11 protein-coding genes are annotated in these 13,940 nt (G+C 73.6%); 8 read left to right on the top strand and 3 right to left on the bottom strand.

Going from position 1 to position 13,940, the window contains the following annotated elements; all coding sequences use genetic code 11:
* A complete protein-coding gene (gene ligA, locus ACGFI1_RS23380) occupies nucleotides 1-2,028 on the top strand; it encodes an NAD-dependent DNA ligase LigA (RefSeq protein ID WP_392787795.1) in 2,028 nt (675 codons plus the stop codon).
* A gap of 154 nt (nucleotides 2,029-2,182) precedes the next feature.
* Here ligA and ACGFI1_RS23375 read toward each other — a convergent pair whose 3' ends face one another.
* Nucleotides 2,183-2,731: a dihydrofolate reductase family protein gene (locus ACGFI1_RS23375; RefSeq protein WP_392787792.1), complete on the bottom strand. Its 549-nt coding sequence runs from the start codon at nucleotides 2,729-2,731 to the stop codon at nucleotides 2,183-2,185.
* Between the two features lie 105 nt (nucleotides 2,732-2,836).
* Here ACGFI1_RS23375 and ACGFI1_RS23370 point away from each other — a divergent pair, with 105 nt between their 5' ends.
* Entirely contained in the window at nucleotides 2,837-3,442 is a 606-nt protein-coding gene (locus ACGFI1_RS23370; protein ID WP_392787790.1) for a response regulator transcription factor, read from the top strand.
* Here the strand turns inward: ACGFI1_RS23370 and ACGFI1_RS23365 are convergent.
* The gene (locus ACGFI1_RS23365) at nucleotides 3,332-5,245 is read right to left on the bottom strand and encodes a sensor histidine kinase (protein WP_392787787.1); all 1,914 of its coding nucleotides are present in this window, start codon (nucleotides 5,243-5,245) and stop codon (nucleotides 3,332-3,334) included. The genes ACGFI1_RS23370 and ACGFI1_RS23365 overlap by 111 nt on opposite strands.
* Before the next feature lie 45 nt (nucleotides 5,246-5,290).
* The gene (locus ACGFI1_RS23360) at nucleotides 5,291-5,884 is read right to left on the bottom strand and encodes a TetR/AcrR family transcriptional regulator (protein ID WP_392787784.1); all 594 of its coding nucleotides are present in this window, start codon (nucleotides 5,882-5,884) and stop codon (nucleotides 5,291-5,293) included.
* Between the two features lie 166 nt (nucleotides 5,885-6,050).
* Here ACGFI1_RS23360 and ACGFI1_RS23355 point away from each other — a divergent pair, with 166 nt between their 5' ends.
* The 6 genes from ACGFI1_RS23355 (at nucleotide 6,051) to ACGFI1_RS23330 (ending at nucleotide 13,931) form a co-directional block, all read left to right on the top strand.
* The gene (locus tag ACGFI1_RS23355) at nucleotides 6,051-7,214 is read left to right on the top strand and encodes an NADH:flavin oxidoreductase (RefSeq protein ID WP_392787781.1); all 1,164 of its coding nucleotides are present in this window, start codon (nucleotides 6,051-6,053) and stop codon (nucleotides 7,212-7,214) included.
* Nucleotides 7,215-7,396: 182 nt separating this feature from the next.
* Nucleotides 7,397-8,173, top strand: coding sequence for a DeoR/GlpR family DNA-binding transcription regulator (locus ACGFI1_RS23350; RefSeq protein WP_392787779.1), 777 nt, complete (start codon nucleotides 7,397-7,399; stop codon nucleotides 8,171-8,173).
* Nucleotides 8,174-8,252: 79 nt separating this feature from the next.
* Nucleotides 8,253-9,809, top strand: coding sequence for an amino acid permease (locus ACGFI1_RS23345; protein ID WP_240808018.1), 1,557 nt, complete (start codon nucleotides 8,253-8,255; stop codon nucleotides 9,807-9,809).
* On the top strand, nucleotides 9,806-11,242 hold the full coding sequence (locus tag ACGFI1_RS23340) for an FGGY family carbohydrate kinase (protein ID WP_392787776.1): 1,437 nt from the start codon (nucleotides 9,806-9,808) through the stop codon (nucleotides 11,240-11,242). Before ACGFI1_RS23345 ends, ACGFI1_RS23340 begins: the two co-directional genes overlap by 4 nt.
* Nucleotides 11,239-12,678, top strand: coding sequence for an NAD(P)/FAD-dependent oxidoreductase (locus tag ACGFI1_RS23335; protein WP_392787773.1), 1,440 nt, complete (start codon nucleotides 11,239-11,241; stop codon nucleotides 12,676-12,678). Before ACGFI1_RS23340 ends, ACGFI1_RS23335 begins: the two co-directional genes overlap by 4 nt.
* Complete coding sequence (locus tag ACGFI1_RS23330) at nucleotides 12,675-13,931, top strand: NAD(P)/FAD-dependent oxidoreductase (RefSeq protein WP_392787772.1); 1,257 nt, start codon at nucleotides 12,675-12,677, stop codon at nucleotides 13,929-13,931. The genes ACGFI1_RS23335 and ACGFI1_RS23330 overlap by 4 nt, the downstream gene beginning before the upstream one ends.
* Nucleotides 13,932-13,940: the final 9 nt, after the last annotated feature.

The following is a 13,940-nucleotide window of genomic DNA, read 5'->3' as shown; positions in this document are numbered from 1 at the left end:
GTGAAGAGTGTCGGTGGCTTCGCGTTTAATCGGGGTGTGGACGTCGAGGAGCGCATCGCTGAGCTGGCCGCCGAGGTCAAGCGGCTGAACGACCTGTACTACGGCGCCGGTGACAGCCCGTTGCCGGACGCCGACTACGACGCGTTGAAGGACGAGCTGGCGGCGCTCGTCGCCGAGCATCCCGAGCTGGAGCCGGCCGACAGCCCGCTCGGCAAGGTCAACGCGCCGGCGGAGCTCGCCGGGCCGACGGTGCGCCACGCGCGCCCGATGCTCTCGCTGGCGAAGGCGACGAGCGAGGAGCAGATCCGCACGTTCTGCGAGCGCTTCGGCGGCCAGGTCTTCCGTGTGTCGGAGAAGCTCGACGGGCTCTCGCTCAGCGTCGTCTACACCGGCGGGAGGCTCGACTACGTCGCCACGCGCGGCACCGGCGCGGTCGGCGAGCTGGTGACCGAGAAGGTGCGGCACGTGATCCCCGGCCTGCCGATGGAGATCGAGGAGCCCGGGCGCGTCGAGGTCCGCGGCGAGGCCGTGATGCTGCGGTCGGTCTGGGCCGCCTACAACGAGGCCCACCCCGACAAGACGCTGACCAACCCCCGCTCGGGCGCCGCCGGGACGCTGGTGCTGAAGGACCCCGAGGCGGCGGTCCAGGCGAAGCGGCTGCTGCGCTTCTACGCGTTCGGAGCCGACCGCGACGGCGCCGCGATCGGCCTCCCGGCGGGTTTCGAGCCGGTCGCCCAGTACGTGTGCGCGGACGCCGCCGAGGTGATGGACGCGATCCACGAGATCGGCGGCCGCCGCGACGGGCTGGACTACGACATCGACGGCGCGGTCGTCCGGCTGCACGAACCGGCGGCGTTCGACGCGGCGGGCTTCAACAGCGCCGAACCGCGCGGCGCGATCGCGTTCAAGTACCCGCCGGAGGAGAAGCTCACCACCCTGCTGTCGGTCGAGTGGCCGGTCGGCAAGATCGGCCGCGTCCCGCCGCGCGCCAAGGTCGCGCCGGTGTTCGTCGGCGGCGTCACGGTCGAGAACATCACCCTGCACAACCCGCGCCTGATCCGCGAGCGCGACCTGCGGATCGGCGACACGGTCGCGGTCGTGCGGCGCGGCGACGTGATCCCGTTCGCGGGCCGCTCGCTGCCGGAGCGGCGCGACGGCAGCGAGGTCGAGATCGTCCCGCCGGTGCACTGCCCGTCGTGCGGGTCCGAGCTGGAGGTCCGCGGTGCCGGCGAGGAGCGCTGGTGCCTGAACCTGCAGTGCCCGGCCCAGGCGATGCGGCGGCTGATGCACTGGGCCTCGCGGCAGGCGGCCGACATGGAGGGCGTCGGCGACACCTGGATCGAGAAGCTCGCCGAGGAGGGCGTGCTCAAGCGGCGCAGCGACTTCTACGACCTGACGGTGGAGCAGCTCCTCGGCTACGAGCGGATGGGCGAGGTCAGCGCGAAGAACATGGTCGACTCCATCGCGGCGTCCAAGGGCGTCGGGCTGCGGCGGGCGCTGATCGGGCTGGCGATCCCGATGGCGTCCGAGGGCACGGCCAAGCGGCTGTGCCTGGCCGGCTACGAGCGCATCGAGGACGTCGCGGCGGCGACGGCCGAGGACCTGGTGGCGATCCGCGACATCGGCCCCGCGGTCGCGGAGAGCATTGTGGCCTTCTTCGCCCGCCCCGAGGTGCTGGCGGAGATCGCGGCGCTGCGGGAGCGCGGCGTGAACCTCGACGTCCTCCCCGAGGACCGGCCGGTCGACGCGGCGGCCGCGGGCGACTCGCCGCTCAAGGGCCGGGCCGTCGTGATCACCGGGGCGTTCACCGACCCGCGCTCGGGCGCGAAGATCAGCAGGCCCGACGTCACCCGCCTGGTCGAGCAGGCGGCGGCGAAGGCCGTCTCGTCGGTCTCGGCGGGCACCGACTACCTGCTCGCCGGCGACAACGTCGGCGCCTCGAAGACCGGCAAGGCCGAGAAGCTCGGTGTCACGATCGTCCCGCAGGACGAGCTGTGGCGCTGGCTCGCCGAAGCCGGCGTCATCTGAGCGAAGCGCGCCGACTCGTCACGAGCAGGAGGCGGAAGAGCGGGCTTTGAGCGGCTTGTCGTACTCGGCACCGGCGCCGGGAGGTGCGGAAGGCGTGCCGCGCTGGTGGCCGCACGCCTTCCGCCTCCTCGCCGGAATGGCGATGCCGGTCGGTTCAGCCGGTGAGCGGACGGTAGGTGAGGACGGCGACTCCGCTCGGGAAGATGGTCGAGTCGACCAGTTCGACGGTTCCGGCGCTTTCCGGGCGGAACAGCGGCTCGCCGGAGCCCTTGATGACCGGGTAGAGCCAGATCTTGTGCTCGTCGAGCAGCCCGGCGGCGGCGAGGGCGTCGGTCAGGCGGCCGTGGCCCCAGATGAGGATGTCGCCGCCGTCCCGCTTCTTCAGTTCGGTCACCGCGCCGACGAGGTCGGCCCCGTCGATGACCGTGGTCGGCTTCCAGGACGAGGTGTCCACGGGCTGGCTTGCGACGACGTACTTGTCCATGGAGTTGACGTGGTCGGCGTAGGGGTTGCCGCCCATGTTCGGCCACGCCTGCGCCATTCCCTCGTAGGTGACGCGGCCGAGCAGGAGCGCGTCGGCGTTCTTGGTCATGGTGAACGCGTAGGTCTGGGACTCCTCCTCGGAGTACTGCAGCGACCATTCGTGGGGGTTGTCGATGAAGCCGTCGAGAGTGGCGTACGTCGAGGCGATGAGCTTTCGCATGGTTTCCTCCGGTTCTGAGTGCGCCGGTGTCGGCGTGATTAGACTCGCAATCCGGAGAATTCGCCGGTAGTGGCCGGGTTCAGCAGTTCGATGTGAAGGAATCACATGATCCGTGTGATGGTCGCCGAGGACGTCCGGATCCTGCGGGAGACGCTGACCACCGTCCTCGGGCTCGAGGACGACATCGAGGTGGTGGCCACGGTCGAGCGCGGGGACGAGATCGTCGACGCGGCCGTCCAGGCTCGCCCCGATGTGGCCGTGCTCGACATCGACCTGCCCGGCATGGACGGTCTGGACGCCGCCGCCGAACTCCGCGTCAAGCTCCCGGCCTGCCGGACGGTCGTCCTGACGGGTCTGGGCAAGCCGGGGTATCTGCGCCGGGGCCTGTCCGCGGGGATCTCGGCGTTCCTGCTCAAGCACGCGCCGGCCGACGACCTCATCGACGCGATCCGCAAGGCCGTCGCGGGGGAGCGGGTGGTGGACCCTCAGCTGGCCCTCGCCGAGCTCGAACGGGCGGACAGCCCGCTCACCGCGCGGGAGGCCGACGTGCTCCGGCTGTCGGCGACCGGCGCGGAGGCCGACGACATCGCCCGGTCGCTCTCACTGAGCCGGGGCACCGTCCGGAACTACCTGTCGTCGGCCGTCCTGAAGCTGAACGCCAGGAACCGCATCGACGCGATCCGCATCGCGACCGATCAGGGCTGGCTGTAGCGGCACCTCCACCGCGAGCCGGTAGGCGTCCCCGTCCCTGCCGGCGGTCAGCGTCCCGCCCAGCTCGCGCACCCTGCGCGCCAGGTTCTCCAAGCCCACGCCGGGCGCGCCGGCGCGACCCCGGGCACCGTCGTTGACCAGGCGCAGCCGGACGCTCCGCGCGACCACCTCGACGGTCAGCTCGCACCGGTCGGCGTCGCTGTGCCGCAGCACGTTGGTGACCCCTTCGCGCAGGACGGTGGCCAGGAGCGTGTCGGTCTCCGCGGGCAGCGGCGCCGGCTGGACCGTCCCGGACACCTCGATGCCGGCGGCCGCGAGCGCCGCGCGCGTGGACTCGGCCTCCGCCGCCAGCTCGATCTCACCGCGCCCGGCCACGACGTCCCGCATGTCGGCCAGGGCGCGGCGGGCCGCCGCCAGGCCCTCGGACAGCTCGGTGCGGGCGCGGCCGGGGTCCCTGTCCAGCAGCCGCAGCGCCAGCTCGCTTTTGAGCACCACCACCGACAGCCCCAGGCCGAGCAGGTCGTGGAGGTCGGTCGCGAACCGGAGCCGTTCGCGGGCCACCGCCGTCCTGGCCAGCTCCGCCCGCGCCTCCTTGACCCGCAGGGCCAGCTCGCCCATGCGGACGAGCCCGCACACGAGCAGCGCCCGCTCCCCGGACCACACGATCTCGTAGGCCATGCCCAGCGGCGTCGGGTCGCCGAGCTGCGCGTCCCAGATCACGAGCAGCGGATCCATGCAGATCAGCGGGACCGCCAGGACCCACCGCGCCCACCCGCGCACGACGACCAGGACGAGGCCCGGCAGGAAGAGGACCACGTGCCACACCGACAGGTCGAACAGGAGCAGCGGGCCCAGCGCCGGGACGAAGACGACCAGCGTCCACGGCGGACGGCGCGTCGGGGCGCAGGCGCGCAGGAACAGCAGCACGAACGCGGCGAGCGACGCGAAGAACACCGCCGTCTCGAGCGCGCCCAGGTCGACGCGGAGGAACTGCCTCAGCTCCGTGGGCACGATCATGAGGCAGAGCGTCGCGGCCCCGAGGACCGCCGCCCCCGTCGCCGTCAGGTCGTCCGCGACCGGCGCGCCCGCGAGGTGGTCGCGCCCGTATCCGTGCGCCACCGACCGCGTCTCGTTGAGCGCCGCCCGTGCCACGTCCAGCCGCCGCCTGACCGCCGCCGGGTCCGCCGCGTCCCCGTCCCGGACGACCCGTTCGAGGCTCACGCCCACGCGTTCGTTCAACTGCTGCGCGAAGACCAGCCGCTCGCGCGAGACCTGGGCCAGCGCGAGCGCGTCCCTGGTCCGCCGCATGTCGCTGATGAGGTCGGCGAGCCGGGCGACCCCGTACAGCGCGATCCCGACGAACGCCGTGTGCCCGACCGCGAGGTAGGCCGCCTCCGCGACCGTCGGCCGGACCGGCAGCGCGGCGGCGAACTGCGCCGCGATCACCAGCGCGAACCCGCCCCACGCCGCCCACCGCCGGCGGACGAGCAGCAGGAGCGCCGCCGCCAGGAACCCGGAGTTGCCGTACCAGGTGGACGCGTACCAGATCATGCCCGTGGCCGTGAGGACCGCCTGGACGCCCAGCGCCCACTGCCGGCCTCGCGCTCGTTCGTCGTCCGACCAGCGGATGCAGTTGCGCAGGTGGAGGAGCACCAGCGCGGTCAGCAGCGCGGCGGCCGCCGGCTTGCCGCTCTGCTCCGCGTTGATGATCCCGACGTACCCGCCGAACGCGAAACCGCAGCTCACCCCGACCGCGACCACGCGAGCCCAGCGGGCGGCGGCCACCGGGGACGCGGAATCCATACGGGCCTCCCGATGAGGGGTCCCGCGCATCGTATAGAAGATCGGTCAGCCGCGGGCGGGGGCGGTGAGTCCGGCGGTGAGGAAGGAGACGAGCGTCTCCGGGTGGACCGGGGACCGGCCGTCGGCGGCGGCGCGGCCGTAGACCTCCAGCAGGAGGGTGAAGGCCAGGCGCCAGCGTTCGGAGATCTCGCGGACCGGCAGTTCGGGCATGGCGCGGGAGAGCATCACCTCGAACGGGGCCGGGCTGAACCAGGGGGAGGAGACCGGCAGCCGCCCGTTGGGGAGCGCCGTGCGGGCCAGCAGGCGGCAGAGCATCCGGCCCTTCTCGGTGCGGATCAGGTCCTCGAACGGTTCGACGATCGCGGCGACGAGCCCGGCGATCGGGAGGTCGGCGTCGGGCCGCTCCGATGCCTCGACGACCGGCGCCAGGCGGTCGGCCCAGAGCGGGATGAGCTCGCGCTCCAGCAGGGCCGTGACGAGCCCCTCCCGGGATCCGAAGTGGTAGTGCACCGCTCCGGGGTTCAGGCCGGCCTCGGCGTTGATCAGGCGGAGGGAGACCTGGTCGGGGTCCTTGCCGGCGAAGAGCCGCTCGGCCGCGGCCAGCAGGCGTTCCCGGGTCGACGCGTTCTCGTCGGGCATCCGGCCATTCCACCACACCTTGCGCAAGCACCCTTCAATCAGTGATTGACTGGTGATTGAAACCCCCCTCGTGGAGAGACGAGAGGAAGAGGTGGACGATGGCGCCGACACGGCCATGCGCCCCGGCTCCGCCCACGCCCATGACCCGCTGTCCCTTGGAGAGCACATGACCACTCCGGACGTCTTCGCACCGGCCAAGCTCGGCCCCCTCGAACTGCGCAACCGCGTCATCAAGGCCGCCACCTTCGAAGGCATGACCAAGGGCGCGCTGGTCGGCGACGAGCTCATCGAGTTCCACCGCCGTCACGCCGCCGGCGGCGTCGGCATGTCCACGGTCGCCTACTGCGCCGTGGCCCCCGAGGGCCGCACGGAGCGCGACCAGATCTGGATGCGGCCCGAGGCGCTGCCCGGCCTGCGCCGCCTCACCGACGCCGTGCACGCCGAGGGCGCCGCGGTCTCCGCGCAGATCGGGCACGCGGGCCCGGTCGCCAACGGCAAGTCCAACGGGCTGCCCTCGCTGGGCCCGTCCCGCTCGTTCAACCCGCAGGCGCTGCGGATGACCCGCGCGGCGAGCGGGGCCGACATCGAGCGGGTCACCAAGGCGCACGCCGGCGCCGCGCTGCTGGCGATCGAGGCCGGGTTCGACGCCGTGGAGATCCACTTCGGCCACAACTACCTGGCCAGCTCGTTCCTCAGCCCGAAGATCAACAAGCGCACGGACGAGTACGGCGGCTCGCTGGCCAACCGCGCCAAGGTCGTGCGCGGCATCGCCCGCGCCGTCCGCGACGCGGTCGGGGACCGCATCGCGATCCTGGCCAAGCTGAACATGGACGACGGCGTCCCCGGCGGCCTCTGGCTGGACGAGAGCCTGCGGGTGGCGCAGTGGCTGGAGCAGGACGGCGGCCTGGACGCCCTGGAGCTGACCGCCGGCAGCTCCCTGCTCAACCCGATGTACCTGTTCCGGGGCGACGCGCCGGTGCGGGAGTTCGCCGCCGCTATGCCTCAGCCGGTGAAGCTGGGCGTCCAGATGGTGGGCGGGAAGTTCATCCGCAGCTACCCCTATGAGGAGGCGTACCTGCTGGACAGCGCCCGGCAGTTCCGCGCCGCGCTGAAGATGCCGCTGGTCCTGCTGGGCGGCGTCACCCGGCGCGAGACCATGGACCTGGCGATGGCCGAGGGCTTCCAGTTCGTCGCCATGGCCCGCGCGCTCCTGCGCGAGCCCGACCTGCTCAACCGCATGCGGGACGAGCCCGAGACCCGCTCGCTGTGCATCCACTGCAACAAGTGCATGCCGACGATCTTCAGCGGCGCCCACTGCGTGCTGGCCTGACCGGAGAGGGACGCCCGGCCGGGCGCCGCGACCACGGTCGCGGTGCCCGGCCGCTCTCATGCGACGCCGCCGCCGGCCCCTTCCGGCCCGCTACCACGGCGCTGACCTGGGCTGTCTTGACAAAAGTCCAAACTTATGCAGAATTCTCCATATGTTCGGTCAATCTTCCACAAAGTCGGGCAGTGGTCGTGCTCGCGCCTGAGCGGCACCGCCGGATCGGCGACGCGCTCCGCGACCGGTCCGTGGTGCGGACCGAGGAGCTCGCCGTCCTGCTCGGGGTGTCGGCCGAGACGGTCCGCCGCGACCTGATGGTGCTGGAGCGCCGCGGGGAGCTCGTGCGGGTGCACGGCGGCGCGACCAGCGTGGCCGTCGGCTCGTCGGGGGAGGAGGCGCCGTTCGCCGAGCGCGCCGGCGCCGACCGGGAGGCCAAGGCGGCCATCGGCCGCGCCGCCGCGGCGCTGGTCCGGCCGGGGCAGACCGTCATCATCGACGTGGGCACCACCGCCCTGGAGGTGGCCCGCGCGCTGCCGCCGGACTTCCACGGCGTGGTCGCGACGTGCTCGCTGCTGGCGGCCGCCGAACTGGCCGGCCGGCCGCGGGTCGAGGTGCTGGTGGCGGGCGGCCGGCTGCGGCCCGGCGACCTCGCCTGCTCCGGCGCCGGCACCGCCCAGTTCTTCGCCGACCTGAACGCCGACGTGGCCTTCCTCGGCTCCGGCGGGGTGGACGCCTCGGCCGGCCTGACCGACTACCACCTGGACGAGGTCGCGACCCGCCGCGTGATGATCGCGAACACCGTCCGCTCGTACGTGCTCGCGGACTCCCGCAAGCTCGGCCGCGTCGCCGCGCACCGCGTGTGCGGGCTCGACGCGTTCGACGAAGTGATCACCGACAAGACGCCGTCCCCGGCGCTGCGCGAGGCCCTGGAGGAGTCCGGCGGCCTCATCGTGGCCGCCGGGTGAGTTCACGGTGGCCGGGCGACGCTGCCACGTCACCCGGCCCGATCGCCCATTCCTCATGACACGTGCAAGGAGACGATCAATGGCCGATTCTTCCATGCCGCCGCCCGCGGCGGCGCCGGGATCCCCGGCCGGCAGCGGGTCCGGCGACGGCCTCTCGGAGTTCGGCTACGCGCAGGAGGTCAAGCGCGAGCTGGGCTGGTACGCCTCCTTCGCGGTGGCGTTCGGGTTCGTGTCGATCGCGACCGGCATCTTCACCGCCTACGGCTCGGTGCTGCAGAGCTCCGGCCCGATGGGCATCTGGACGTGGCCGGTCGTCGTGGTCGGCCAGCTGTGCGTGGCCCTGATCTTCGGCGCCCTCGCGGCCCGGATCCCGGTGAGCGGCTACGCCTACCAGTGGACGTCCCGCCTGGCCAACCCGGTGCTGGGCTGGATCATGGGCTGGATCTCGTTCACCTTCCTCGCGGTCGTGGTGTGCGCCGTCGACTACACCATCGCCGCGACGATCCTGCCGGTGCTGTTCCAGTACGAGGGCACCAGCCAGAACGCCTGGGTCATCACCGCCGTGGTGGTGCTCCTCCAGGCGATCCTGGTGGCGCTGTCCACCCGGGCCACGCAGCGGGTCAACACCGTCGCGGTCACCATCCAGCTGATCGGCATGGTCTCGCTGACCGTGCTGCTGTTCGCCGTCGGCGCCTTCACCGGCGACCTCGACTTCGGCACCCTGTTCAGCAAGGGCGACGTCCCGAGCGACGGCTACTTCTCGCTCGGCGGAGCGACCTCGGTCGGCCCGTGGGCGCTCGGCTTCCTGCTCGGCGCGTTCACCATCGTCGGCTTCGAGTCGGCGGCGAACCTCGCCGAGGAGACCAAGGACCCCGCGCGCGTGGTGCCGAAGGCGATGGCGCAGGCCGTGCTCGGCCTCGGCGTGCTCGGCATGCTGTTCCTCGTGGCGGTCACCGCGCTGGCGGAGAACCCGTCCGCGCTGGCGAAGTCCGACACCCCGGTCGCGGACGTCATCACCCGCGTGCTCGGCTCCTACGTGGGCAAGGGCCTGCTGGTGCTCGTCGTGATCTCGATCTTCTCCTGCGGCCTGGTCATCCTGCTGAGCGGGGCCCGGCTGGTGTGGGCGATGGCGCGCGACAAGCGCTTCCCCGGCTGGCAGGTGCTGCGCCGCATCAACCCCTCGACCGGCACCCCGCTGAACGCCGCCGTGCTGATGTTCGCGGTCGCGCAGGTCCTGCTCGCGCTGTTCGCCCGGTCCACCCAGGCGCTGTTCTCGCTGTTCTCGGCGGCGACCCTGCTGCCCGCGATCATCTACGCGGCGACGGTGGCGCTGTACCTGGCCAAGCGGCGCAGCCTGCCGCCGTCCAAGGGCTTCCAGCTCGGCCGCTGGGAGGTCCCGGTGCTGGTGGTGGCCGTCTGCTGGCTGGCCTACGAGCTGATGATCTTCCGTGACGCGTCCTTCGCCGAGCCGTGGCGCTACGTCGCCGTCATGTCGGCGATCGGCGCGGTGTACTTGGCCTACCTGCTCATCAGGCACGGCACCAAGGGGCTCACCATGCCCGACATGCACGACATCGACAAGGTCCTGGACGACGACGCGCCCCGGCCGAACGAGTCCGCCGGGGGCCGTCCATGACCACCGTGCTGGCCGTCGACCAGGGCACCTCGGGCACGAAGGCCATGGTCGTGGACGGCTCCGACCGCGTCCTGAGCGTGGTGGAGCTGCCGGTGCACCCCCGCTACCTGTCCGGCGGCGGGGTCGAGCAGGACCCGGCGGAGCTGCTCGACTCGGTGCTGGAGTCCGGCCGGCGCGCCGTCGCCGAGGCGGGGGCCCGGATCGACGGCGTGACCCTGGCCAACCAGGGCGAGACCGTCCTGGCCTGGGACCCCGCCACCGGCGAGCCGCTGACGCCCGCGATCGTGTGGCAGGACCGCAGGTCCGCGGGGATCTGCGCCGAGCGCGCGGAGTGGGCGGGCCTGGTGGCCGAGCGCACCGGGCTGGTGCTCGACCCGTACTTCTCCGCGCCGAAGATGCGCTGGATCCGGGACCGGCTCACCGGCGACGGCGTCGTCACGACGTCCGACACCTGGCTGCTGCACCGGCTCACCGGCGAGTTCGTCACCGACGCGGCGACCGCGTCCCGCTCGCTGCTCACCGACCTCGACACGGCCGCGTGGAGCCCCGAGCTGCTGGAGGTGTTCGGGCTCGGCGGCGAGCGGCTGCCGCGCATCGCCGCCTGCGACGAGATCGTCGGCGAGACGACGGCGTTCGGCGGCCGGGCCCCGGTGGGCGGCCTGGTCGTCGACCAGCAGGCGGCGCTGCTGGCGCAGCGCTGCCTGGAGCCGGGCGAGGCCAAGTGCACGTTCGGCACCGGGGCCTTCCTGCTGGCCAACATGGGCACGACGCCCGTCCGGTCCGGGGCGGGGCTGGCCGCGTCTGTGGCGTGGCAGGCGCGCGGCGAGACGTCCTACTGCCTGGACGGGCAGGTCCCCACCGCCGCCTCGGCGGTGCGGTGGCTGCGCGACCTCGGCCTGGTCGGCGGCGCGCCCGAGCTCGACACGGTCGCCGCGCCGGACGCCGACGGGGTGCTGTGCGTGCCGGCGCTGGCCGGACTGTCGGCACCGTGGTGGGCGCCGGACGCGACCGCCTCGTTCACCGGGATGACGCTGTCCACCACCGCCGGGCACCTGGTCAAGGCGGTGCTGGACGGCATCGCCGCCCAGGTCGCCGAGCTCGCGGACTGCACGGCCCGCGACACCGGCGCCGCCCTGCCGCGGCTGCGCGTCGACGGCGGCCTCACCCGCAGCCGGGTCCTGGTGCAGGCCGTCGCCGACCTGCTGCAGACCCAGGTCGACGTGTACCCGTCCGAGCACGCCACGGCGCTCGGCGCCGTCGCGTTCGCGCGCAGCGCCCTCGACCCGGCGCTGCCCCTCGCGGACGCGGTCGTCGACTGGTCGCCGGACACCGCCTACACCCCCCGGATCGGCGCCGCCGAGGCGGCCGCCTTCCGGGCCCGGTGGCGGGCGGCCGTCGAGAGCACCGCGATCGCGAAGAAGGAGAAGGAGTGAGCACACCGCAGACCGCGCCGGAACCCGGGCGCGTCGCCGACGTCGCGGTGATCGGCGCGGGCGTCGTCGGCTCGGCGATCGCCCGCGCCCTGGCCGGGCACCGGCTCGACGTCGTCCTGCTGGAGGCGCGGGACGACGTCGGCGACGGCACCAGCAAGGCGAACACGGCGATCCTGCACACCGGCTTCGACGCCGCGCCCGGCACCCTGGAGGCGCGCCTCGTCGCCCGGGGTTACGGGCTGCTCAAGGACTACGCCGACCGCACCGGCATCCCCTACGAGCCGACCGGGGCGCTGCTCGTCGCCTGGGACGATGAGCAACTCGCCGCGCTGCCCGGCCTGAAGGAGAAGGCGGAGCGCAACGGCTACACCGAGAGCGAGATCGTCGGCCCGGACGAGGTGTACCGGCAGGTCCCGGCGCTCGGCCCCGGCGCCCTCGGCGGGCTGACGGTGCCGGGCGAGTCCATCATCTGCACCTGGACGACCACGCTCGCGCTGGCCACCGACGCGGTCCGGCGCGGCGTGCGGCTGCTGCGGGGGCACCGCGTCGAGTCCATCACCCCGGGGGAGGACGAGACCGTTCTGCACACGAGCGGCGGCGACGTCCGGGCCCGGTGGGTCGTCAACGCTGCCGGGCTCGGCGGCGACGTGCTGGACGCCCGGTTCGGCCACGACCGGTTCCACCTGCACCCGCGCCGCGGCCAGCTGCTCGTCTACGACAAGCAGGCCCGGCCGCTGGTGGACCGCATCGTGCTGCCGGTGCCGTCCAAACTCGGCAAGGGCGTGCTGATCAGCCCGACGATCTACGGCAACGTCATGCTCGGCCCGACCGCCGAGGACATGACCGACCGCGCCGACACCTCGACCACCGGGGACGGCTACGCGTTCCTGCTGGAGCGCGGCAAGCGGATCATGCCGCGGCTGCTGGAGGAGGAGGTCACCGCCTCCTACGCGGGGCTCCGCGCGGCGAGCGACGTCTCCGACTACACGATCGAGGTGGACGCGGAGCAGCGCTACGCGGTCGCGGGCGGCATCCGCTCCACCGGGCTCACCTCCAGCATGGCGGTCGCCGAACACCTGCTGGGCCTCCTCCGCGAGGCGGGCCTGGACCTGGAGGAGCGCACCGACCTGCCGGAGCCGCCGCGCATGCCCAACATCGGCGAGGCGTTCCCGCGCCCGTACGCCGACGCGGAGCGCATCGCGGACGACCCGGAGTACGGCACGATCACCTGCTTCTGCGAGCGGGTCAGCCGCGGCGAGATCCGCGACGCGTTCGCGAGCACGATCCCGCCGCGCGACCTGGACGGGCTCCGCCGCCGCACCCGCGCCATGAACGGGCGCTGCCAGGGCTTCTACTGCGGCGCGACCGTCACCGGGATGCTGGAGCACGCGCTGCGCACCGCCGGCGGGGACACCGACGAGAAAGGCGAACGATGAGCACGACGCGCACCCGGCTGACGCCCGCGGTGGCCATCGTCGGCGGCGGCCCGGCGGGGCTGCGGGCCGCCCGGGAGCTCGCGGGGGCGGTTCCCGGCCGGCCGCTCGTCCTCGAACGCGAGCAGCACGCCGGCGGCATCCCGCGGCACTGCGCCCACACCGGGTTCGGCGTCCGCGACCTCCACCGGGTCCTGACCGGGCCCGAGTACGCCCGCCGGATGGCGGCCGGCGCCGAGCGCGCGGGCGCCGACGTCCGCACCGGCGCCATGGTGACCGGCTGGTCCGCCGACGGGGCCCTGGAGGTCACCGCGCCGGACGGCCTGTACGAGGTCCGCGCCGGGGCGGTGGTGCTGGCGACGGGCGCCCGGGAGCGGCCGCGGACGGCGCGGCTCGTGCCGGGGGACCGCCCGGACGGCGTCTTCACCACCGGCCACCTGCAGAACCTGGTGCACCTGCGGCACGGCCGCCCGGGGCTGCGCGCGGTCGTCGTCGGCAGCGAGCTGGTCAGCTGGTCGGCCGTGCTGACCCTGCGCGAGGCGGGCTGCCGCACCGTCCTCATGACCTCGGAGCGGCCGCACGGCGAGGCGTACGCGGCGCTCCCCGTCGCGGGCCGGCTCGGCCTGCGGGTGCCGCTGCGCACCCGCACCCGCGTCACCCGGATCATCGGCAAGCGCCGCGTCGAGGCCGTCCAGATCGAGGACGTCGACACCGGCCGGCGGCACGTCGTGCCCTGCGACACGGTCGTGTTCACCGGGGACTGGATCCCCGACAACGAGCTGGCCCGCTCCGCCGGCCTCGACCTGGACCCCGGCACGCTCGGCCCGGCCGTCGACGGCGCGCTGCGCACCAGCCGCCCGGGGGTCTTCGCCGCCGGGAACCTGCTGCACCCCGTGGACACCGCGGACATCGCGGCCCTCGACGGCGCGCACGTGGCGCGGAGCGTCCTCGACCACCTGGCCGGCGGGGAGGACCCGGGCGAGGCCGTCCGGATCGTCGCGGCGGAGCCGCTGCGCTGGATATCCCCGTCGACGTACCGGCCCGGCGGGCGCGGCCCGGCCCGCGGCCGGCTGCTGGCCTGGGTGGACGAGTTCGTGCCGTTCCCGCGCGTCGCGGTCGTCCAGGACGGCCGCACCCTCGCCGAGCGGCGGCTGCCGTGGCCCGCGGCGCCCGGCCGGGTGTTCCGCATCCCGAGCGGGATGCTGGACGCGGTCCGGCCGGACGGCGGCGACGTCCGCGTTTCGCTCCGCCGCTGACCGGCCGGG

This window comes from Actinomadura geliboluensis (assembly GCF_043197915.1).
GTDB classification, from domain to species: Bacteria; Actinomycetota; Actinomycetes; order Streptosporangiales; family Streptosporangiaceae; genus Spirillospora; species Spirillospora geliboluensis.
The sequence above is the reverse complement of the archived record's forward strand: the minus strand, read 5'-3'. Positions and strand labels throughout refer to the sequence as shown.